Below are 22,358 nucleotides of genomic sequence, written 5' to 3'. Positions count from 1 at the left end.
CTGCAACATACCTCTTTCATTTAAATTAGCGGGCAACAATTAGCTTTAAATGGATATCAGAAGGATCTGTCACGTCATAGCCTTGATCTTGTGGGTTTGTTTGCACACCGGCATGGTGCAGACGTTCTACGGCTTCTTCAAGCGCCTGCGCATGAGGGAAAACGATGGTATAATAGGCAAGACCCGTACCGTTTGAAGGTGGGGTAGGAGCATCCTCACCGGCCCATACATTGAGCCCGATATGATGATGGTAACCACCGGCAGAGATGAATAGTGCTTGCATCGTAGCCCGAGCATCGGATACAATATCGAAGCCTAAGATATCACAATAAAATTGCTTCGATGCTGCCAGATTCTTAATATGGAAATGAATATGGCCCATCGTTGTGCCGGGAGGTAAGCCGTGCCATTCAGTGCCTTCGGCTTCGCTTAGAAGACCATCCCAATCTATAGGATCCGAAGCCATGATATAGTTGCCTGCCGTATCGCGGCGCCAAGTATCTCTTGGGCGATCGCAATAAATTTCGATGCCGTTATTGTCGGGATCCGTGATATAAAGAGCTTCGCTGACTAAATGATCGGCCTGACCAATATGAATTCCTGATTGTATCAAGTTTCTTAATGATAGGCCAAGATCGCGCCGCGTGGGCAGCAAGATGGCAAAATGGTAAAGCCCAGCAGCAGATCTGCGTGGTGTCACTCGAGCATTCGGGATCTCTTCTAAGCGAAGGAACGGATGACTTCCATCAATGGTTAAATCAGCCCGTGAAGCACTTGTTTGGAGAACTTGCAGGCCTACAACCTCCTGATAAAATTGCAGAGAGCGTGCTAAATTTGAAACGTTTAATTGGACTAAGCCGAGCTTAATATCTGGATTCAATGTTGGGAACATCCTATTATCACTCCTATTTACTTACTATTTGTAATTAAGTATATTATAGTTATCTAATTACGTCAATTGATATCAATTTATTTAGCAAATTTCGAGCATCCTAGATAGGAAAACTTACTGAAATGAGGCGACGAAAGTGAAGTTTGGTTTTGATATTGATGATACACTTATTAATTTAAGAGAACATGCTTTTCATATCTATAATGACAAGTTGGCACAATCTGTTGACCTTCAGGTGTTTCATGCATTAACAACGATGGAAATTAATGAAGCTTTCGGTTTAACGAAAGAAGAGGGGAGCAAGCTTTGGTCCAGCCTTCGTGATGAAATTTATTATACCGAATGTCCGCCATTTCCACACGCTATAGACGTTTTGCAGGAATTGGTACATCAAGGGCATGAAGTTTACTACATAACAGCAAGAGCCAAGGAACATACGGAACGCACAAGAGACTGGCTGATAACCAGTGGATTTCCTGTGGCGGAAGGTCACTTTTACTGCGGGATGAACGATTCCGAAAAAGTCCATATTATTAAAGATTTGCAATTGGATTATTACTTTGATGATAAGCCGGCAGTTCTGGAAACTCTTTCGGAGCTAGCGATTAACGTGTATGTAAAAGATAGGTCGTATAATCAGCATATCCATCTGCCGCGAATCGTTTCTTGGAATGAACTCCGAGAAACGTTGAAATCATGAGTGAAGCTCATGAATGATCGCATCGTCATGCCGCTCTGGACATTCGGCCTTTTCATCGTTGTGATGAACACAACCATGTTTAACGTTTCGACTCCAAGCATCATCGGAGATCTTCATATTTCAGCAGATCTTGGATCTTGGATCATATCGAGCTACTCCATCGGTTATGCCTTATCTACCGTGATTTATAGTCGCCTTTCGGATGTGTATTCGCTTCGTAGATTGCTGACCGTAGGTTTATTGACGCTCGGCTTGTCCTCTGTTTTTGGACTTTTTGCACATAGTTTTCATGCTTTGCTGGCAGCCCGTATTTGTCAATCTGCTGGCGCTGGCGCTATGGCTGGACTGGGCTTGATCATTGCTGCCAGATACATACCAATCGAAAGACGAGGTTCAGCTATCGCGATGATTTCTGCAGGGAGTGCGATGGCATTTGGCCTCGGTCCGATTGTTGGAGGACTGATCAGTGAATACATGGGCTGGAACGGGTTGTTTGCCATTACCTGTCTGGTTCTTGTGATCCTGCCTGTTCTGCTGAGGCTGCTGCCCAAAGAAGTGCTGACGAAGGATACACAATTCGATGTTTTCGGTGCGATGTGGACCATCTGCAATGCAGCCAGCTTACTTCTCGCTGTGACACAAAGATCCATCGGTTGGTTAGCGATCAGCATCCTTTCATTCTTGTTTCATGCTTGGCATATGAAAAGGTCCAAAAACTCGTTTATCAATCCTGTTCTTATGAGAAATCCGGCGTATGGTAAACTGCTTGTTATCGGTTTCTGCCTCTTGGTCATGAACCTCGGAAATTTGTTTCTCATGCCGCTCGTTTTAGCTAATTTATCACATCAATCCGCAATGATGATCGGTCTGACCATTGCGCCTGGGGCTATTTTGTCAGCCTTTTTAACGCGTTATGTAGGCCGCTGGATTGATCGCTACGGCAATCTGCGTTTTTTGTTTATTGGGCATAGCCTGTTAGCGCTTGTAATGATTGCTTTTTATTATGGAATAAATGCCTCGCCCATTCCTATCCTTGTTGGTTATCTATGTTTCTCACCGGCATTTTCGGCTACAATGGCTTCGTTGAATAACGAAACGTCCCGTATTTTACCCAAAACGTTGATCGGTTCGGGGATGGGGCTTATGCAGCTTATTCAGTTTTTTGGAGGATCTATTTCGGTGGCTGTTTGCGGAATCTTGCTGGCCTTTCATAAAAAGGATATACTCGTTCATGCCTATCAGGATGTGTATGGACTTTTGTTTGTGATAAGTCTTTGTTCGTTGGTTATGCTGTTTTGGTATAACTATCAAGCGAAAGAAGACACGTCGCGGAGCCTGAAAAGTGAAGGTGTTTGAAAAAGGAAAAGCTGAAGATCTCTTAGATAGAGAGACTTCAGCTTATTTTGGTTCATGAATGGACGATGGAAGAGATTTCTCATATCTCCAAGCGATCACCGTAAGTTAACGATAATAAATGATGATGGCCTTCTGATTTTAGGTGCTCAAGCAAAATGTCCGTGTCTGATTTGGGAGCATGAACAAGCAAAGTGGGGATCTTTGGCAAATAAGAAATCATCCTGCGCACATCAGGGAGTCCCTGATGAATTTTGTAACGGATGAGAAACATCTGACAACCACGTTCTTCTTCGTTCATATGGAAAAGTCGCTGAGCTAATGTTCCTTTGGCAACGTGACCGGTAATGATAATGCCATTGGATGGATGACTACGTAGTTTCTCATAGTACCACTGAGACTTGGCAGATTGCATCATGCCGTCGCTAGTGAACCAAATACTTGGCTTCGCTTCTTCCATAACAGCAGTCCGCTGAGATTCATTCTGAATGACTGTGTAGCGGCTGCTGCTAAGTGCATCGGCCAGCGTGCGGAATATATCAGGGTTTAGCCATTGGGGTTGTTGAATCATATGCTCCATAGCGAGGAGCAGCTCCTGCTCGACCCGGATAGGTATTTCCGGAAAACGCTGCTGCATGAGCAGGATGAGCTCTTGTCCTCTGCCGCTGACAGGAACAGGCAGAAGCACTTGCCCACCCGCAGCCAAGATCGCATCGGTTGTGGCGTAAAGCTGTTCCAGCTTCTCCGTCTGACCATCGGTATCCATGCTGTAAGCCGCGTCAATGACTGCCGCTTCTACGTCTGTTAAACCTTTAGGCGCATCCTTAGGAGAATCGGCTCTCAGCAGGAGAGACTCTTCGCTGTAATCACCGGAATAAAATATTTGCTGTCCATCCATTTCAAGAAGCAGCCAGATGGAACCAAGCATATGTCCGCTTCGCCCCCAACAGATTCTCAGCTTTGGAAATAGTTCTGTCCATTGAAGGGAAGGAGCATGATCTTCCACATAAGCGAATTCGATACGCGCTATATCAGCTTGATCATAAGGCAGCACGCCGCCTTGCTGACGTACATAATTTCCCCATGCAGCATAATAAGTAGGCAGTTGCTCTGCTGTTATCCGTGTTGTCCATACTTTTCCTTGATATCCAAGCTTGTATAACAAGGGAATCGCAATGGAGTGATCTTCATGAGCATGGGATAGGAAAACAGCATCCAGCCGTGAAACCATAGATGGATCTACGTAGGGATATGCGCCGCAGCCTTCCCGTTTCACTCCACAATCAAGTAAAATACTCGTCGACTCATTGCCAATCCAATAACAGGAGCGGCCATGTTCACCGGCACCGCCCCAGATGTTCAATTGCATCATTCCACATTCCACTTTCTGTTCGAATTCATGTTGTTAACAAGCAGCAGCAGCCCGGTTGTCAATCCGACGGAGACAACGGCCATCGCCATACCAAGCGAGATTTGCCCTTGCTCAAATTGGGCGAAAATATAGGTAGCCGATGTTTGCATAGAGGGCGGCAGCACCATGAGGGAGGCGACCAGCTCTCGCAGCGAGATGGTGAAGGTCATCATCCAGCCTGCGATAACCCCAGGCAGCAGCAAGGGCAGCACGATCCGCCGGAATACGTACCAAGGCTGACCGCCGAATACTTGCCCGGCTTGCCGTAGGGATTCATCGAGCTGTCCGTTGCGCGCTTTCACATATTGCACTGTATAGGGGAGGAAGAATATTACGTAAGTAAGAACGACCATGCCGTAGGTGTTATAAATAGGAATCGGCATCCAGGGAGCATTCCACAGCATGATGAGTCCGACGACCATGACCATATCCGGCACTGTGTTCGGCAGCAAACTGAACATGTCCGTTACGCGCTGCGGCAGCCGCTTGGAGCGACCGATTGTGAGCGCAAACCAAGTGCCAAGCGCTGCGGCCAAGCATGCGGCAAGCAGGGCGAGCCCCATGCTGTTCGTGAGCGCCTTCATGCTTGGTGAGCCCCATTTGAGCAGCTCGCCATAGTGATGTAGCGTCAGGTTGGTCCAAGCCAGTCCATTCCCTCGGAGCTTCATAAGCGAAGCAGAAATGATGGAAAAGTAGGGAATGCCAATCGATGTGGCAAGAAGCAGAGTCACATAGAGCCATGCAAGCGCTCGCTGCCAACCGCGATAGCCGTATATTTTCTCCCTGGTTCCCTTGCCGCCGACCAGATTGTAGGAATGGCGACGAACGACAACGGACTGTACGTACCAAAGTATGAGACAGGCCAAGAGCAGCAAGGAGGCCAACGAAGTGGCTTTACCGAAATCGACAGGCCAACTGGAGATGGAAGCCTGAATTTCGGTTGTCAGCACGAAATAGCCAATGCGTCTTCCGAAGGTCGCCGGCGTACCGAATTCCGCCAACGTTTTCACGAAGATGAGCAGCGCTCCCATCACATAGCTGGAGAACACAAGCGGCAGCATGACTCGACGCACCGAATATAGAAAACTTGCGCCGTGAACGGCAGCCGCCTCTTCTTTATTGCCGCCGATTTGGATAATAGCATTGCGTAGAATCAGGTAAAGGAATGGAAACAAATGCAGGCTCATAATCGTAATCATGCCGAATAAGCTGAAGAAATGACTGCTTACCCATTTGGCTGACGGGAATAGCTGCTCTAAGTATCCGCGGGGCTGCATAAATAAAATCCAACCCATAGATCCGATGTAGGGAGGTGTCATAAATGGGATCAACAGCACAATATCCAGCCAACGATGCTTGCGCAGCGGAGTTTTGGCCATTATCCAAGCTAAAGGAAGAGAGAGCAGCGTGCAGCCGACAACGACCCAGATACCAAGCATCAAAGAGTGTCCGAACACACCCGTCAAATCTTTCTCCAGAACGGTGCGGATTGGAGCCAGCAAATCCAGTGAGCCTTTAATCCAAATACTTGTGAAACAGACATATAAAAGAGGAAGGACGACTAGCATCGCCAGAAGCAGCAATGCTAAGAACGTCCCCGTACGTTTGATCATCATCAGGTTGTCATCCCCATCCGGAGCTTACTTTTTAAATAATTGCGTGAATTTTTGCGTTACCGCAGCTTGATTATCGTTCATCCAATTCCAATCCACCGCAATAGCTGGGATATCTTTGGCGTTGGTTCTTCCCGGCACCTGCACATCACTGCGACCAGACAGAAGGTAGGCGTCTGTTACTAGCTTTTGAGCTTCGTCAGACAATAAGTATTCGATGAATGCTTTGGCGCTGTCTTGATTTTTAGTTGTTTTCATAATCATGGCAGGTCGTGGAGAAATCACTGTACCGCTAGCTGGGTAGATTAAATCAATAGGCTCACCCTTGGCTTTGGATGCGTAAGTCATGTAGTCTACGCTTGCCATAACGATACTTTTAGCACCGGAGATCACAGGGTCCATAGCTTCTTGATTGGCGCCGGCAATAATTGCGCCATTGGCTTTTACTTTATTGAATAAATCCCAAGCAGCATCGCCATTTTTATTCGTGTAGCCTGTCATGAAATCAAGTGCGGAGCCGGATTGAGCAGGATCGGGAATATTAACCTTATCTTTCCATTCCGGTTTTGTTAAATCACTCCACTCTTTAGGAGGGTTTGTAACGGTTTTTGTATTATAAGCAATACCTAGAGCAGATAGGCTGTAACTGAAGTAGTTGCCATCTTTATCGGAGTAAGCCGGTATCAGCTTGTCCGCATTTTTTGCTTCTTTATAAGGCATCGTCAAGCCGCTTTTTGTCATACCGATGGCCGAAGGAAGGGAGGCCAGCACGACAACATCGACAACCGGGTTCGCTTTTTCTGCTTCCATACGGGCCAGAATTTTACCGGTAGTCCCTTGGAACATTTCAACTTCTACGCCGGTTTTGGCTTGAAAGCCTTTTTGGATTTTAACAGCAAGGTCACTGGGGCCTGCGCTGTACACGACAAGCTTGCCGCTAAGCTTCTTGGCTTCGGGTGTTGGGGCAGCAGAAGCTGTTGCGGTTGAAGCAGCAGGAGCAGCGGCTGAAGGACTGGCAGTGGAAGTTTTGCTGGTCGTTCCACAGCCTGTTAAGCTAACGCCAACTAAGATGGACATTAAAGCTAACGTATTCATTTGCAAAGCTTTTTTCATTTTGATTTTCATGGTATAAGCCCTCTTTTCATCTTCATATTGTGGTGTTGTTTAATCTAATTCGTGTATGTGCTTTTGCGAGATATACAGCTGCACCTTGTCTCCAATGGCTTTACGCTCATGATGGTAGGCCATCCATATGTCTTGCTGCCCAAGATCGACACTGATCTCGTAACGTTCCCCCATGTAGCTGACGCTTCTTACTACACCTTCATAAGCGAGGTCATCTGCTGCATGTGATACCCATCTAACATGTTCTGGACGAATGAGTCGCTTGTCTTTGTCCAACCAATTGGTTTTACCGATAAAGTGTGCTGTAAAGGGATGACTAGGTTTTTGGTAAATCGTCTCAGGCGTACCTTTTTGTAAAATGCGGCCCTCTCTCATAACAACGATTTCGTCCGACATTGACATCGCTTCGGTTTGGTCATGCGTAACATAAACAACGGTGAAACCGATGCTGCGCACGAGATTCATGAGCTCCAGCCGCATTTCGTCACGCAGCAAAGCATCCAAGGCACTCATCGGCTCGTCGAACAGGACAAGCTGTGGACGAACAACGATGGCACGAGCAAGCGCAACGCGCTGCTGCTGACCGCCGGATAACTCATGAGGGTATCGCTTTTCTTTACCGTGCAGTTGGACTAACTCAATGGCTTCCATCGCTCTTTGCCGCCAATTTGTTGTGTCCCCTTTGGCCTTGAGTCCAAAGGCTACGTTTTCAAGTACAGTCAGGTGCGGCCATAATGCAAAGTCTTGAAACACCATGCCAAAATTTCGTTGATGAACAGCGCGGTTAATCCTCTGACTTCTGGAGAACAGGCAGACATCTCCGAGATGAATCTCGCCTTCGTCCGGCGATTCGAGACCGGCTATCATTCGCAGGAGGGTTGTTTTCCCGCAGCCTGATGGACCAAGCAGGGTGGTGAACCTTCCTTTCGCCAGAGATAGATCGATGGCTTGCAGCGCTGGTGCGGAACCAAATGATTTATTAATACCACGAAGTTGTAAGGACATCTTAGGTTTCCTTCCATTCTTAAGAACTCCACTTTAGTTTAGGGACTCACGATTAGCAGAGTGTCAACGTAACGTAAAGCTTTTGTTAAGTTTTTATTGGTAATCTATTATTGTTCATAGATTTTTCTATAATAATGGCAATAGCAACTTATCCATGAAGGGAACGATGAGAATGAATTGGAATTTGGTCAAACTTCAAATTATTGAATTGTTGGATAAACATAAACGGATTACGTCAGTGGCTGAGCAATTGGGACTCAAGCAGCCAACGGTTTCATTTCATATGAAAAGCATGGAGCAGGATTTGGGTGTGGGATTATTTGTTTCCAAAGCAGGCAAGGTTCATCTGACAGAAGCAGGGCAATCGTTGAATCATTATGCCAAGAAGATTAATGCGTTGGCGCAAGAAGCAGAGCGAGTGGTTAAGGAGTTTGACGAGCGAGGGAGCGGGCATCTTAAGATCGGAGCCAGCTACGTACCGGGAACCTATATGCTTCCGAGCATTCTCAGTGCATTTTCCAAACGATTCCCTCATATTTCCATATCTCTTACAGTAAGGACATCTCCTGTTATTAAAGAAATGCTGTTGAATCACGAAATCGATGTTGGCGTCATGTCGGCTGAGCCTTTCCAATGGGCGCCTCTTATTGGGGAAACGCTATGTGAAGACGAGCTCGTTTTCTTTTTCGGTCCTCAGCATCGTCTGGCTAGACGAGATACCTTGTATCCGGAGCTTCTTAAAGATATTCCGTTTATTTTACACGGCCAGGAATCGAGCACACGGACGATGACGCTAAAATGGGCGAAGAATTTGAATGTGGACATAAAGCCTGTCATGGAAATGGACTCGCTTGAGGCCATTAAGCAAGCAGTTCTGACCGGAGATAGTGTGTCTGTGATTTCCAAGCTTGCGATTGCCAAAGAGGTGCAGCGAGGTGAATTAACGTATCGACCGATCCCGCAAAATCCATTTAAACGGTACATCTACTTCACCTATAATGAGGATCGCATTCGTTCCTCCTTTTTCGATAGCTTCTTTGAGTATTTACGTGACTCCGTTCGTACGCTGTAGTTGATTTACAAAAAACACATACCTAGCTGACAATCCAATGACATTAGTGCATTAATCTCTAGCTTGTAAGCCAAAATCATGGAGCTTTGACAACGGCAGCGGGCGATGGTCTGGACAGCTCGGCGTTCGGGTTCGAATTTCAAGTGGATTGGACATTAGGCAAACAAACGCTAAGTGTTCAGTATGAAAAGGATGCAACGATTTCAGGCTACAGCGGCAGCGGGTTGAATGCGCCGAATCTGGCAGCTTCACGCTCAACTTCGGTGGCAAATGCGCCAAGTAATTTTAAGAATTGGACAAGTACAGGCTGGGGAATAACGCAGCTGAATAACGCTGTCATTTATGGGCCTATTGATTTCAAGAGATATAACGGAACTTATGAAGATCTGGAGCTGGATATTGAAGTTTGGACCATTCTGAATGCATCCAAAACAGGCACAGAAGACATTGTCGAAGCTTCGTTCAAAACAGATAGCTTGACTGAAGCGACCAGCGTTCGCACGGATTTAATCAACCTGCTTCGCAATAAGGGCTGGCTAGTTGAATCCGATGTGCTCAAAACAAGCCTGATCATGGAGCGCTATGCCCCTCTTCAGTGATCTCAGCTCCGACAAAAACAAAAACAAAAACAATAGGGTTTATTAAGCTTGAAGTGAGTTTGTTGAAGGAAGTCATCCAGCGCGTGCCGATATTTACTCGGTGCGCGCTGTTTGTTTTGGTTTGAAACGATGAACATGCAGAAGACAACGCTTCTTCTTTTTCAGGACATGTTCGCATAAGGTAAACTAAAGCAGGTGGCTGGGGGAGGGAATCAGATGCTGCAAAGGCGTCGTTGGAGAAGCAGGCCAACAGGTAAAACAAGCCGAAAGAAGATGGTGTTCATCAGTCTTCTCATCGTTTTTTTATTTGTGGTGCAATTATTTATTTTTATGGAACGGAATTTGCGATCTCCACTGATGAATTTGGCTAAAGTACGTATTAAACAGATTGCAACCCAAGCCATTAATAGCGCCATTGCCGATCATGTGGCGGATAACACAAATGCGGAACAACTGATTGATTGGAAAATAGATAAAAATGGGAAAATCAATGGCTTTATGCTTAATTACAACGAGCATATGCGTATTACTTCCGATACCATCAAAACCGTACAAAATGAATTAGGTCGGTTACAAGGCATATCGGAGCATATTCCGGTAGGGCAGGCGTTGAATAGTGCTATTCTCTCATCCTTTGGTCCTGATATTCCAATAAAACTGCTTCCTGTCGGCATTGTAAAGGTAGATCTAAATACACGGACGCAGAATGCAGGCATTAACATGGTGATGTTTGAAGTGTATGTAAAAATCATTGCCGAGGTATCTGTCATTATTCCATTCGATTCAGACACTGAAATTGTCGAAACAGAAATTCCAATTTCATATTCTCTGGTCGTTGGCGACGTACCCACCTATTATTACGACAACAAAGGTAACCCTGTGGGCAGTAATAAAGATGCCGGACCACCGGGTTTAACGATACCTACAGTGCCCAGTGTTGGTTCCACATCTTCGTCCAAAGGAGAAGGATCTATCACGCAAGAGAAAAAATTACAAATACAGCCGCCCCATTAAAGAAAGTGGCCTATGGTTTTTTCTTTTTGCTTAGATCCTCACGCTCCCATTTGCGCAGGGAGGGATAAGGGTCAAAGCTCCACTCTGTTAGCCCGTTATCGCGGTAGAGCCCGAAATGCAGATGAGGAGGAAACTTTCCGGATGTCCCGGGTTTTCCATATCCTGAGCTGCCTACCCAACCAATGATTTGCCCAGGCTTTACAATGACATTTTCTTTGATTCCTTTTTGAAATGCGGAAAGATGAGCGTAATAATGATAAATATTATTGACATCTCGGATGCCAATTCGCCAGCCTCCGTAAGGATTCCATCCTTTTACTTCGATAATACCGTAGCAAGTGCTGCGAACAGGTACGCCGTAACGGGCAAATAAATCCGTGCCTTCATGAGAACGATGTCCGCCCCAGCCGCGATTATCTCCCCATGTACTTCGGTAAGAGTAATCCGCGCTAGTAGGGAGTGGGAAGGCATGTTCCTCAAGATCGAGTGTATGAAATGCGCCATAAATCGTGGCAAACTGTTTAATGCGTTCAACGCTGCGAGAATTTTGATAAAAATTCCATAAATTCACTTGTAAGTTTTCTTCTTTTATGCCCGTTTTACTCATCAAATAGGTGATTGAAGCGAGTATATCCAGATCATTATTTCGATCGGCAATTCCGTCTCCGGAACCGTCGCGCCCATAACCGTGGAACACGCTAATCGTCGAAGGATTAGTGTCCTGTTGATCGGGATTCATCATTCCGGCCCATTCGGACTCAGGGAAGTAAATACTGATTAATCCTTTATGGGCCGGCCTTTTTTTAGCGATTGTCATTGTTCGCTCATACTGGTCCACTGCGGCATAATAAGTCCATGGAATCCCGGATAATGTGCTCGTTTTTTCGAAAAGATCTTTGCGCTCCTCATAAAGGTTTCTCATAGACTTAGAAGGAGCATGGGCAACTTGTTGATCAGATGCATTGGCGTGTACGGCAGCACTTCCCGAGGGAAGTGCTGATTCGGTTACGGATAGGAGAAAGCCAAGCACAAGAACCCTCGGCCAAAGAGGTTGGTTAGTCATCTCTATCATCCTTCCTAGAATGTTAGTTCTTAGGATGCGCTGTTGCGGGCATGTTTATGCGATCACTTTCACTGCTCCGTATTTTTTGCTATGATGCGAGTAAAGAGGTGGGAGCATTGAACTTTAATCATCGCGAAGAACATGTGGATGACGATATGCTGTTAATTCAAGCCAACCTGGATGATATGAATCCCGAGTGGATGTCTTATATTATGGACAAGCTCTTTGAAGTTGGCGCAAATGATGTTTTTGTTATCCCCATTATTATGAAAAAAGGCCGACCTGGCATCATGCTGAATGTGCTAGTCGAGGATAAGCATCTGTCCGTAATCGAGGACGTTATTTTCAGTGAAACCACAACACTAGGTATTCGATATCTGCATGCATCTTGTCACAGGTTGGCTAGAACGTTCGAGCAAGTGCAAACACAGTGGGGACTTTTAACGGTAAAAGTAGGCTACCATAATGGAAAGCTGGTCCAGTATGCACCTGAATTTAAGCAATGCGAGCAAGTTGCCAAGCTGCAAGGAATTCCTCTTAAACAGGTTTATGAAGAAGTGCGAATCCAGTTTGCGCAACAAAACCAGCAAAACGCCTCCTCCTGATGAAGGAAGAGGCGTTTTGTTGGTTTACGGATGGGTTCTGGTTTGGTCAGAGCCAACATGAGGCTCTGGATGACTGTGGTGACTATGATGATCATTATGCGAATGATCGCCATGTGCATGGTCATCTTCATGATGGTGGTGATGATCGCCATGTGCATGGTCATCTTCATGATGGTGGTGATGATCGCCGTGTGCATGGTCATCGGCATGATGGTGGTGATGATCGCCGTGTGCATGATCATCGGCATGATGGTGGTGATGATCATCTGAGGCAGGGGTGTGCGTATGCTCATGTGCGAGATATTCATGCGTCACTTGCCATTTGCCAATATACGGATCAACTTTACCCACGACGACGCGGAGTACATTGGGTTGGTTAGGCAGATCTCTTGCACCTGCTCCATAACCAATGGTATCAACGATCATAGGAGGCAAGCTTTTAGAGAACTCGTCCACAATGCCCGAAATAATACCGGCTCCGGTTGGAGTTGTCATCTCTAAATTATAATTTGTTGAAGCAATTGGTAAACCGCGCATCATCTCCAGCGTTGCCGGAGCAGGAACAGGATAGATACCATGATCGATATGGATGGTTCCGGAGCCTAAAGGCACGGGTGAAGCAATAATACGCTCGATTTGCAGCGAGTCAATGGCGAGTGCAACGCCTACGATATCAACGATGGAATCAATAGCCCCAACCTCGTGGAAATGCACCTTGTCAATTGGAATATCATGGATTTTAGCTTCTGCCACGCCAATCTTAGCAAAGATGGCTAAACTAAGAGCAGTCACACGTTCATTGAATCCTGCCGACTGAATGACCTTCACTATTTCCGAGTAGTGACGATGATGCTTGGGAGGATGTTCCGGGTCTAAGATGACATCCAGCTTCATAGCTGAAATGCCACGCTTCACTACTCGTTTCCATACCAAATCGTAAGGCTCCAGCTTAATTTTGGTAAGCTCTTCTTCTATATAGGCTCGATCTGCCCCGGCATCCACCAAAGCGCCCAGAGTCATATCGCCACTTATCCCGGAAAAGCAATCCAAATATAAAATACGCATAGTGAGAATCTCACGCTCGTTTCGACATATTTTTGTTAATGAGCCCTGCATAGTAGCCTGCTCCGAAGCCGTTGTCGATGTTGACGACGGAAATACCCGGTGAACAGGCATTTAACATCGACAACAGGGGCGCAATTCCTGCCAGATTCGCGCCGTACCCAATGCTCGTTGGCACCGCGATGATCGGCTTGGCCACAAGCCCGCCAACGACGCTGGCCAGCGCGCCTTCCATGCCGGCTACGACCACAATCGCGTTAGCACCGCGAATGAGCTCGAGTCGGCGGAACAGCCGGTGAATGCCGGCCACGCCTACGTCATACACCCGTTCGACGTGGCTGCCCAGGCATTCCGCCGTAAGGGCCGCCTCCTCCGCCACAGGGAGGTCGGAGGTGCCTGCGCACACGACGGCAATATAGCCGTCGTGGACTTTAAGCATCGGTCGCTTGAACCAGGTCAGCGAGCGTGCAGTTTCGTGGTAGGTGACACCATCCACGGCAGCGACAACATGGGCGGCTTTGGCAGCGTCGACACGTGTGGCGAGCACACGGTCGGTATGCTCCGTCAGCCGCCGGAAGATCGCCTCGAGCTGCTCGGCGGTCTTGCCTTCCCCGTAGATCACTTCGGGGAAGCCAGTGCGCTTCTCGCGCTCGACGTCGAGTTGTGCAAATCCAAGATCAAGGTTTGCGGGGCCTTCGCCGCCATCCTTGATGATTTGCCTTTTTGCTTCTTCTACGTCCAGGTCGCCAGCCTGGACGAGCTTTAAGATTTTCTCCAAGTCCATCATAAGGATGCTTCTTTCACCTTTTCTTTGGTTTCCTTAGACAGTACTTCATTCATACTGCCCGTTCTGTATCCCTGCAAATCCAGCGTTACATAAGTGAAGCCGAGCTTGCTGAACTTCTCATAAATCGCGTCGCGGTGTTCGACTACTTTGTGAATTTCATCCGGCATAACCTCGATGCGGGCGATTTTTTCATGGTGACGCACGCGTACTTGGTATAGACCAAGCTGAGAGAGGAAATACTCGCCTTCATCCAGTTGATCGATTTTCCACTTCTCAATTTGAGTTCCATAAGGAATGCGAGATGAAAGACAAGCAAAAGACGGTTTATTCCAAGTCCGCAGACCAAGCTCTTTGGAAAGCTGCCTTATCTCATCTTTGGTCATGCCCGATTCTTGCAAAGTACTGCGAACCCCTTGTTCATTTTTTGCCTGGAGACCAGGTCTATAGTCGCCGAGATCATCCATATTTGAGCCATCAAGAATATAAGGGTAGCCGAGTTCTTTGGCTAAGTCTTGCAAATGTGAATAAAGTCCTGTTTTACAATGGTAACAGCGATCTGGATTGTTGGCGACGAAATTTGCGTTTTCCAGCTCTTTGACCTCTGTCTTGTACAGTGGGACTCCAATTTGTTCGGCTAGTTCAACGGCTGCATCGAATTCCCGTGAAGGAAATGTTTCGGATGCTGCGGTGACGGCTAATACTTGGTCTCCGAGCTCCTGTTTAGCACGTTTGAGAACGAATGTGCTGTCCACGCCTCCAGAGAAAGCAATTAGAACACGTCCCATTTCTCGAAGTATTTCTCCAAGCTTACGGTCTTTCTCGCGTGTTGATTCTGTTATACTCATGATTTTTCCCTCCCATACAGCCTTTATGTAGATTAGTTAGCTGCTTTGGTTCATCTTGTTTAGTGTAACATAAGTGACAGGTAAAGTGGATTGTTTTGTCAGTCATTCATGTTATAATAACAACAATGAGAAACCAACAAAAAGGCGGGATTCACAGGTGCCTACGAAACCTCTTGAAAGAAAACCAGATTGGCTAAAGATTAATTTGAAGACTGACGAAAATTTTAAAGAAATTAAATCCATGATGCGTTCCAAAACGCTCCATACAGTGTGTGAAGAAGCCAGATGTCCGAACATACACGAATGCTGGGCAAATCGGACAGCAACCTTTATGATATTAGGCGATATTTGTACAAGAGCATGTCGTTTCTGCGCGGTTACAACCGGACTCCCTACGGAGTTGGACTTACAAGAGCCGGAACGTGTGGCGGATGCAGCCTTGCAAATGGGTCTTCGGCATTGTGTTGTAACGTCCGTTGCCAGAGATGATCTGGAAGACGGAGGCGCAATGATATTCGCTGAAACGATCAAAGCCATTCGCCGTAAAATGCCAATGTGCACCGTGGAAGTGTTAATTCCTGATTTCTTGGGCCGCGAAGCTTCACTGCGTACCGTACTTGAAGCAAAGCCCGATATCTTGAATCATAATATGGAAACGGTTGAACGCATGTCTGACCGCGTACGCTCCAAAGCGAAGTATCGACGTTCTCTTGAGCTCCTCGAGCGGTCCAAACAAATGGCCCCTAACATTCCAACCAAATCCAGCGTTATGATTGGTGTTGGTGAGGAGTGGGACGAGTTGCTGCAAACGATGGAAGATCTACGCGCCGTAAATTGCGACATCATGACGATTGGACAGTATCTTCAGCCGACAACGAAACATTTGGCTGTAAGTAAGTATTACACGCCTGAACAGTTTGCCCTTCTCAAAGAGGAAGGCATGAAACGCGGCTTCAAGCATGTGGAATCTGGGCCATTGGTCAGAAGTTCGTACCATGCCCATGAGCAGGTCAAAGCTGCAACGAATGCCTAGTCTATAACCCCAACCGGATCTTAGAAAGGAGTGCTTCCTCATATCATGATCCATATTGCCAATAAAACATACGAGCTCGTTACGGACCATAAAAATGGTTGGAATTTTGAAGTTTTCCGAGACCGCTTTAGCGAAGTGCTTGAACGCTACGATTATATTGTCGGAGATTGGGGATACAGCCAACTCAGGCTGAGGGGATTTTTTAAGGAAATACATCCTAAAGCAACGAAAGAATCCTCAATAGCAGCACTCCAAGATTACCTGAATGAATACTGTAATTTTGGTTGTGCCTACTTCATTATCGAAAAGGTCAATGCCAAGCAGCAGGCACCGAATGAAGCTGTTGGAACGACAACATAGCTTTTTATAACAAAATGCCCTGTCCACATTGTGGAAAAGGGCATTTTTGTTTTCCACATAAGAAAGTATAAGTTTTCGGTTCCCGAAAACGGCTTTCTTATTGGCGATAAAACCTAATATAGGGATCTGGTCGAAAACCAAAGATCCCTATATTAGGTCGCTCATCATTGAATGGCCTCGATAGAGGTTTTCTCATTTCACTTCTAAACCGACGAAGGCTTCACGGACGCGATTCCAGAAAGGAAAGGGGCGGAATCGTGCAAATTTGACTTTCACACCCGGCGCAACACGGCAGCGGATAGAAACAACATCATCACGCTGCATGTACAGATGATCTAGAGAGAGCAGCATATTTTGATGAGCCTTGGGGTAAATGTCACAATGATGATGATTAGGCAAAATCATCGAGGACCCCAAAGTACGATAAACGCGATTATTAATCGACGCGATTTCAGCAATTTGAATGGCCTCCAAGGAAGGATGAACCATAGCCCCTCCCAAGCTTTTGTTATAAGCGGTGCTGCCTGCAGGTGAAGAGATACAAATGCCATCCCCACGGAACATTTCAAACATTTCATTATTAACATGCAATTGAGCAACTAAGGAAACTTCGATGCCTCTGATCGTAAATTCATTCAATGCTAAATGCGTTTCGACACCAGTTTGCGTTGTGATTTCTATTTCAACAAGTGGATATTGCACAATGTGCAGATCATCCGGTTTCGTCACATGAAACATTAAAGAGGCGAGATCATCCAATTCGTTTGTTTCCAGTCTGCAAAGAAGCCTAAATGGCCGGTATGAATACCTACGAAAGCGATCTTCTCCAGTTGATCCACATATTGATGAAAGGCTTGCAGCATAGTGCCGTCCCCGCCAATCGAGAGGACAATGTCGGGATGCTTTTCATCCCTTGGCATACCATGTTGAGCAGCGAGAGAGTGAAACCGCTCGGTCAAATCCTTGGAGATTTCATCCCCTCGTTCAATGACATTGTATTTCAATTCTTTTCCTCCTAAGCGTTATGCTCCAGCGAAAATAAAAGGCTATCGCTAGCTGTTCATTGAGCAATATTTATCAATTTCTTGCAGTATCGAATCAGGCGTATGTCGGAATTCAGCGGCCACTCGGTAGGAGTCATTACTGAAATTAGTTACTCTGACTATTTCGCCATATGCAGTAATGGGATGGGGAAGATGGGGGAGAATAAAACTGAATTCCAGAAATAAAGGATAAAAAAGCCGATTAGTCGTTAAGAATGAAAGACCCCCAGCGCTAATATCGAGCAATTGTCCGGCAAAGGCCACACCTTTCCGTGCTGAAATCCCGCGAATACCCACAATTTGCAGTGTGATTGGTGTACGCAGCGAAAGCTTAGTTCGGTTAAACTGTCTCTTCTGGTGATGAAGAATCTCTTCTGGAAGGGACAATGTCAGGTAACCAAGTGACTTTTTCAGTTCCAAATGGATGAAATCCACATAGGCATAATATAAAATTCCACGGGTTCGAAATGAAAATTCAACTAATGAGACATGTTCGAGCTTCTCAAAAGGAAACAAACCTGGCAGTTCTAATGAAACAATAAACGAGGTTTCACCAATTTGGTCTATGAGAAAATTTTCTTCATAGCAAAAAGGCTGCCCATCCTTTGATTCTCCGACGATGATCAAATGACATTCCTTTTTTGGAGCGATAAATGCCAGTTCTAGCGCCTTATTCCAATCCATAGCATCACCAAGTGGTTAGATTTGCATTCACAACCATAAACGTTACGTGCCTTCACCCTTCATCATAATTTATTAACGACAATAAGAAAAGCCCCAAAAGGGGCTTAATAGATGAAATTGGCATATTACTCTGATGTATTCGTGCTTGTGATCAAGGAAAGTTCAAAAGAGTGGGCAAAGTTAGATGAGATGGGGCGCACACGGATTGAAAAGTGCGGACCATGAGCAAGATGTGCCGGAATGTTAGCTTTATAACTTTGTGTTTGATCAATAAGCTCACCAAAGGGCTCCATGGGAACAATAACTTGCCGCCATGGCCCCTCATTTTCTTCGTAAAAGAGGACCTCAACCGCGGCATCTTGCGGCCAGATGGGACCAAACAGGACTTGTGCTGTTATTTCCTTGGTTGTTGGCTTCATCCCGTCAGGCGCAGGCTCGGTACACAAGTCGGAAGTTCGGTCATCAACGCCAATAATCTTGACATGATACCAATTGTTGCGGATGAAACGCTTATAATCAGCAACTTTAGTCGCGACATCGTAATGATGGTCAACAAACAGTCGAGCACGTTCAGCTGTCGGTAAATAAGTTAGCTCTGTGTAATCCTGTACCATCCGATGTGTGTTAAAAACGGGACTAAGTGATTGAATGAACGCTTCATGCGGCTAATCCACTGATGAGGAAGATCTCCCTGATTGTAGAAAAGGGGAATAATCTCCTTTTGCAGGGTTTGATAAATGGATTCCGTATTTTCTTTTTCTTGCGTTGCCCAATCCGCATTTCCTGTAGATCCTATAGCCCAACCATTCGTTCCGTTATAGCCTTCTTCCCACCAACCATCCAGCACGCTGAAATTCAGCACACCGTTCATGGCTGCTTTTTGTCCACTCGTTCCGCTTGCTTCCAAAGGTCTCCGCGGATTATTTAACCAGACATCTACACCTTGCACTAAAAAACGTGCCATCGTAATGTCGTAGTTTTCTAAAATCACAATTTTCCCAAGAAACTCCTTCATTTGTGAAACCCGGTAAATCTCGCGAATCAGTTCTTGACCCGGGTAATCAGCGGGATGGGCTTTACCGGCAAAAATAAATTGAACGGGACGCTCTGGATCATTCACTATTTTCTTGAGACGGTACAAATCGTTAAAAATGAGATTTGCCCGCTTGTACGTAGCGAACCTCCTTGCGAATCCGATCGTCAAAGCTTTTGGATTCAAGTATTGTCTAACTTCTTCTATTCTTTCCTCAGACTCGCTATTACGTCTTCGCTGCTCCATGAGATTGTGGCGTGCGTAGCGAATCAGAGCATCCTTTAAGTGCTGGTGAACTTTCCAAATGGATTCATCCGGAATGACTTCAATCTGCTGCCATTGATGCTTATTGGCCTGCTCCACTTTCCATGTTCCGGGAAGAAAACGCTCCAGCAGCTCCTTCCATTGCGGAGCTGTCCAGGTGTCTAAGTGGACGCCATTGGTGATGGAACTGATCGGAACTTCGTTCGCATCCAGATGGCCATGGAACTCTTTGAACATTTCTCTGGATACTTGCCCGTGCAGCTTGCTGACACCATTGCGCATGCCAGCCGTATTCATAGCCAGGTAGGTCATATTGAATTGGCCTGTGTGATGATCAAGACCAAGCGCTATTATATCTTGTTTGTAACGAGATAGCTCCTGGAGCATGGGGCTCAGATAGTGTTCAACCATCTGTATGGAGAACGTATCATGACCTGCCGGTACGGGAGTATGGGTGGTAAAAACAGTAGCTGATCTAATGGTTTCCACAGCCACATGAAACGGCAGACCCAGTTGTAAGAGCTCCTTGAGCCGTTCCAGCGTAAGAAAGGCGGCATGGCCTTCGTTAATGTGATACACATTGGGATAATAGTGAATGGCGCGAAGCGCCTTAACGCCGCCAATGCCAAGAACGATTTCCTGGGCAATACGCGTATCTTGATTGCCGCCGTAAAGCTGTGCCGTTAAGTCTTTATCAGCTTGTTGATTCGCTTCATGGTCGGCATCCAGCAAGTAAATGATATTCCTGCCTACATGGACACGCCATATTTGCAAGGTGATCGTTCGTCCGGGCATATCTATGGATATTGTAAGCTGATGATCGTCTTGAAGTACGGGTTGGATCGGCAGCTTGGTGAAATCATATTGAAAATGTTCGCTTTGTTGACTGCCCGATGCATCGATCTTTTGTGTGAAATACCCTTTTTTATAGAGGAGTCCGACGCCTACTAAAGGGATCCCCAAATCGCTTGCTGATTTGGCGTGGTCGCCTGCCAGAATACCTAATCCACCTGAGTAAATCGGCAAAGATTCATGGAAACCGAATTCTGCTGAGAAATAAGCAATTTGTACGTAGTCTCGATCGGCGTGTTTTTCTCGAAACCATGTAGAGCCATTTAAATAGTCGTCAAACTGAGCAATTACTTGCTGATAGGATTGAAGAAAGTCCGGATCTTCGCTAAGTTGCTGCAGTTGACTCTCGCTGGCCTCATGAAGAAGACGAACAGGATTATGTCCGGATTGCTTCCACTGAACTGGATCGATTCGTGCAAATAGCTCCAACGCATCATGGTTCCAACTAAACCAAAGATTATAAGCTAGGTCGGAAAGACGGTTTATATTTGGAGGCAAAAGTTTCTTATCCTGAAGATAGGTTGCTTGTTGCATATTGACATATTCTCTCCCTTTATGATGATCAGCATCAAATTGAATACCCATATTATCTTGTTCCACCAACCTTTTCATACACGAGTTTAAGTAAGGAATATGCAACAAAGAGCGCGACAATGACTGCCAAAGTACCGATTATGATGCTCCCACTAATGGGAACCATCAGTTTAATGAAGCTGGTAAGGGGAGAATTGGCATCGAATTGAGGCATGAAAACAGCGGTTTGTTCGCGAAAAGCTTGCATTGGCTCCCAAATAACGAGCACAATAGCAGCTGAGATCATAGCGTGAATGAAGCGAGCGAAAATAAATGGCCTATATCGCATATTGGTATGGCTGAGCAAGCTAACAATCTGAGCATGAACGGACAACCCGCCCCATGACAAGATGAAAGCCGCGATGGCGACTTTACTGGAGAGAGCTATTGTTGCTGAGGCATTGCCCGCAGCCTTCGCTCCTAGCGTAACCTCAAACACCCCATTCATGACGGCCTGCGAAAGCTCATGAGGCAGCCCTGTTAGCTGAAGGACGGACGCAATGAGGACATAAATGACATTCATCACCTTTGCTGCGGTGAGAACCTCCAAAACGACAGAGAAGAATACAACTAATCCCCCTACTACGAATATTAGGCCAAGAGATTGCACAATGGACTGACTGAGCAGTGTGCCTATCGATCTGCCGTCTTTCAAACGAGCCAAGTGCATAGCACCAAAGGCTCGCTTCCAAATCCAACCTTTACTTTTAATACTCTGAGGAGAAGGCAGGCTCTTCCTGCCATGAAATCGCATCATTAAACCAATAAGCAACGAACCTCCGTAGTGGGCCGCAGCAAGAATGATAGCTAGGGAGGCATCATGGAAGAAGCCTACAGATACGGCTCCGATAAGAAAGATAGGGTCCGAGCTTGTAGTGAAAGCAACGAGTCGTTCTCCCTCCTCCCGATTTACAAGCTGCTGTTCCCATAACTGAGATGTTAGCTTAGCACCTACGGGATAACCAGCAGCGAAGCCCATGGCCATGACGAATCCGCCGATACCGGGGATACGGAAGACGGGGCGCATCATGGGATCAAGCAATGTGCCAAAAAAATGGACAATGCCAAAGCCAAGCATAATGTCGGAGATGACGAGGAAAGGAAAGAGTGCTGGAAACAATACATCCCACCAGATAGATACACCGCGCAATGCTGCTTTAAGAGCGGTATCAGGAAAGGCAAATAAGCATATGATAATAGCAATAACTACGCAAGAAATAAGTAGTGCCGCGGTAAAGTTTCGTTTTTGCATCGAATGAAATACCTCCTCCTATTCAACTATATGAATTAGGTAGGACATACATGCCGCTCGAAATAACTTGGACTTTGGTGCTGTTCAGTCATCGTTTTTATGGTAAAATAGAACTAGA

At 46.1% G+C, this 22,358-nt stretch carries 21 protein-coding genes and 1 pseudogene; 8 read left to right on the top strand and 14 right to left on the bottom strand.

Annotated elements, in window-relative coordinates; all coding sequences use genetic code 11:
• Positions 1-25: 25 nt before the first annotated feature.
• Positions 26-892, bottom strand: coding sequence for a VOC family protein (locus tag FU659_RS06915; protein WP_147946881.1), 867 nt, complete (start codon positions 890-892; stop codon positions 26-28).
• A gap of 136 nt (positions 893-1,028) precedes the next feature.
• Between FU659_RS06915 and FU659_RS06910 the strand changes: the two genes are divergently transcribed.
• Positions 1,029-1,592, top strand: a complete 564-nt coding sequence (locus FU659_RS06910; protein WP_147946880.1) for a 5' nucleotidase, NT5C type — start codon at positions 1,029-1,031, stop codon at positions 1,590-1,592.
• Positions 1,593-1,601: 9 nt separating this feature from the next.
• On the top strand, positions 1,602-2,948 hold the full coding sequence (locus FU659_RS06905; protein ID WP_147946879.1) for an MFS transporter: 1,347 nt from the start codon (positions 1,602-1,604) through the stop codon (positions 2,946-2,948).
• A gap of 79 nt (positions 2,949-3,027) precedes the next feature.
• Here FU659_RS06905 and FU659_RS06900 read toward each other — a convergent pair whose 3' ends face one another.
• Genes FU659_RS06900 through FU659_RS06885 form a run of 4 tightly spaced genes read right to left on the bottom strand, consistent with a single transcriptional unit; the run spans position 3,028 to position 8,099 of the window.
• Positions 3,028-4,317, bottom strand: a complete 1,290-nt coding sequence (locus FU659_RS06900) for an MBL fold metallo-hydrolase (protein WP_147946878.1) — start codon at positions 4,315-4,317, stop codon at positions 3,028-3,030.
• The gene (locus FU659_RS06895; RefSeq protein WP_147946877.1) at positions 4,314-5,972 is read right to left on the bottom strand and encodes an ABC transporter permease; all 1,659 of its coding nucleotides are present in this window, start codon (positions 5,970-5,972) and stop codon (positions 4,314-4,316) included. Before FU659_RS06895 ends, FU659_RS06900 begins: the two co-directional genes overlap by 4 nt.
• Before the next feature lie 24 nt (positions 5,973-5,996).
• Positions 5,997-7,094: an ABC transporter substrate-binding protein gene (locus tag FU659_RS06890; protein WP_147946876.1), complete on the bottom strand. Its 1,098-nt coding sequence runs from the start codon at positions 7,092-7,094 to the stop codon at positions 5,997-5,999.
• A 39-nt stretch (positions 7,095-7,133) separates the two neighbouring features.
• A complete protein-coding gene (locus FU659_RS06885) occupies positions 7,134-8,099 on the bottom strand; it encodes an ABC transporter ATP-binding protein (RefSeq protein ID WP_147946875.1) in 966 nt (321 codons plus the stop codon).
• A 172-nt stretch (positions 8,100-8,271) separates the two neighbouring features.
• On the opposite strand from FU659_RS06885, the gene FU659_RS06880 reads away from it, so the two are divergent.
• The 3 genes from FU659_RS06880 (at position 8,272) to yunB (ending at position 10,784) form a co-directional block, all read left to right on the top strand.
• Positions 8,272-9,171: a LysR substrate-binding domain-containing protein gene (locus tag FU659_RS06880; RefSeq protein WP_147946874.1), complete on the top strand. Its 900-nt coding sequence runs from the start codon at positions 8,272-8,274 to the stop codon at positions 9,169-9,171.
• Positions 9,172-9,257: 86 nt separating this feature from the next.
• On the top strand, positions 9,258-9,770 hold the full coding sequence (locus FU659_RS06875; RefSeq protein ID WP_187273961.1) for a hypothetical protein: 513 nt from the start codon (positions 9,258-9,260) through the stop codon (positions 9,768-9,770).
• Between the two features lie 216 nt (positions 9,771-9,986).
• Entirely contained in the window at positions 9,987-10,784 is a 798-nt protein-coding gene (yunB, locus tag FU659_RS06870; RefSeq protein WP_261807661.1) for a sporulation protein YunB, read from the top strand.
• Positions 10,785-10,794: 10 nt separating this feature from the next.
• Here yunB and FU659_RS06865 read toward each other — a convergent pair whose 3' ends face one another.
• Positions 10,795-11,847 (bottom strand): M23 family metallopeptidase, encoded by a 1,053-nt coding sequence (locus tag FU659_RS06865; protein ID WP_147946873.1) that lies wholly within the window; start codon positions 11,845-11,847, stop codon positions 10,795-10,797.
• Positions 11,848-11,897: 50 nt separating this feature from the next.
• On the opposite strand from FU659_RS06865, the gene larC2 reads away from it, so the two are divergent.
• Positions 11,898-12,452 (top strand): nickel pincer cofactor biosynthesis protein LarC2, encoded by a 555-nt coding sequence (larC2, locus tag FU659_RS06860; protein WP_315971283.1) that lies wholly within the window; start codon positions 11,898-11,900, stop codon positions 12,450-12,452.
• 24 nt (positions 12,453-12,476) lie between these two features.
• Here the strand turns inward: larC2 and larC are convergent, their stop codons facing one another.
• From larC to larE, 3 genes are read right to left on the bottom strand one after another with little or no spacing between them, the layout of a single operon-like run.
• A complete protein-coding gene (gene larC / locus FU659_RS06855) occupies positions 12,477-13,517 on the bottom strand; it encodes a nickel pincer cofactor biosynthesis protein LarC (RefSeq protein ID WP_147946872.1) in 1,041 nt (346 codons plus the stop codon).
• Positions 13,518-13,527: 10 nt separating this feature from the next.
• Positions 13,528-14,301 carry a nickel pincer cofactor biosynthesis protein LarB gene (gene larB, locus FU659_RS06850; protein ID WP_147946871.1) on the bottom strand — a complete coding sequence of 258 codons (774 nt, stop codon included), beginning with the start codon at positions 14,299-14,301 and terminating at the stop codon, positions 13,528-13,530.
• Complete coding sequence (gene larE, locus FU659_RS06845) at positions 14,298-15,146, bottom strand: ATP-dependent sacrificial sulfur transferase LarE (protein ID WP_147946870.1); 849 nt, start codon at positions 15,144-15,146, stop codon at positions 14,298-14,300. The genes larB and larE overlap by 4 nt, the downstream gene beginning before the upstream one ends.
• Positions 15,147-15,219: 73 nt before the next feature.
• Between larE and lipA the strand changes: the two genes are divergently transcribed.
• Together lipA and FU659_RS06835 are read left to right on the top strand one after the other, a co-directional pair.
• Complete coding sequence (gene lipA, locus FU659_RS06840; RefSeq protein WP_315971282.1) at positions 15,220-16,179, top strand: lipoyl synthase; 960 nt, start codon at positions 15,220-15,222, stop codon at positions 16,177-16,179.
• Positions 16,180-16,224: 45 nt separating this feature from the next.
• Entirely contained in the window at positions 16,225-16,539 is a 315-nt protein-coding gene (locus FU659_RS06835; RefSeq protein WP_147946869.1) for a YutD family protein, read from the top strand.
• A gap of 192 nt (positions 16,540-16,731) precedes the next feature.
• On the opposite strand, the pseudogene FU659_RS06830 reads toward FU659_RS06835, so the two are convergent.
• The 5 genes and pseudogenes from FU659_RS06830 to ylbJ form a co-directional block, all read right to left on the bottom strand.
• Positions 16,732-17,543 (bottom strand): annotated as a pseudogene (locus tag FU659_RS06830) (NAD kinase).
• 48 nt (positions 17,544-17,591) lie between these two features.
• Positions 17,592-18,266 carry a PilZ domain-containing protein gene (locus FU659_RS06825; RefSeq protein WP_147946868.1) on the bottom strand — a complete coding sequence of 225 codons (675 nt, stop codon included), beginning with the start codon at positions 18,264-18,266 and terminating at the stop codon, positions 17,592-17,594.
• A 125-nt stretch (positions 18,267-18,391) separates the two neighbouring features.
• Positions 18,392-18,880 carry a hypothetical protein gene (locus tag FU659_RS36885; protein WP_261807660.1) on the bottom strand — a complete coding sequence of 163 codons (489 nt, stop codon included), beginning with the start codon at positions 18,878-18,880 and terminating at the stop codon, positions 18,392-18,394.
• Complete coding sequence (glgP, locus tag FU659_RS06820) at positions 18,856-21,000, bottom strand: alpha-glucan family phosphorylase (protein WP_261807659.1); 2,145 nt, start codon at positions 20,998-21,000, stop codon at positions 18,856-18,858. The genes FU659_RS36885 and glgP overlap by 25 nt, the downstream gene beginning before the upstream one ends.
• Position 21,001: 1 nt before the next feature.
• Positions 21,002-22,240 carry a sporulation integral membrane protein YlbJ gene (ylbJ, locus tag FU659_RS06815; RefSeq protein ID WP_147946867.1) on the bottom strand — a complete coding sequence of 413 codons (1,239 nt, stop codon included), beginning with the start codon at positions 22,238-22,240 and terminating at the stop codon, positions 21,002-21,004.
• Positions 22,241-22,358: the final 118 nt, after the last annotated feature.

Source organism: Paenibacillus sp. N3.4 (assembly GCF_008017805.1).
In the GTDB taxonomy this organism is placed as follows: Bacteria; Bacillota; Bacilli; order Paenibacillales; family NBRC-103111; genus Paenibacillus_E.
The sequence above is the reverse complement of the archived record's forward strand: the minus strand, read 5'-3'. Positions and strand labels throughout refer to the sequence as shown.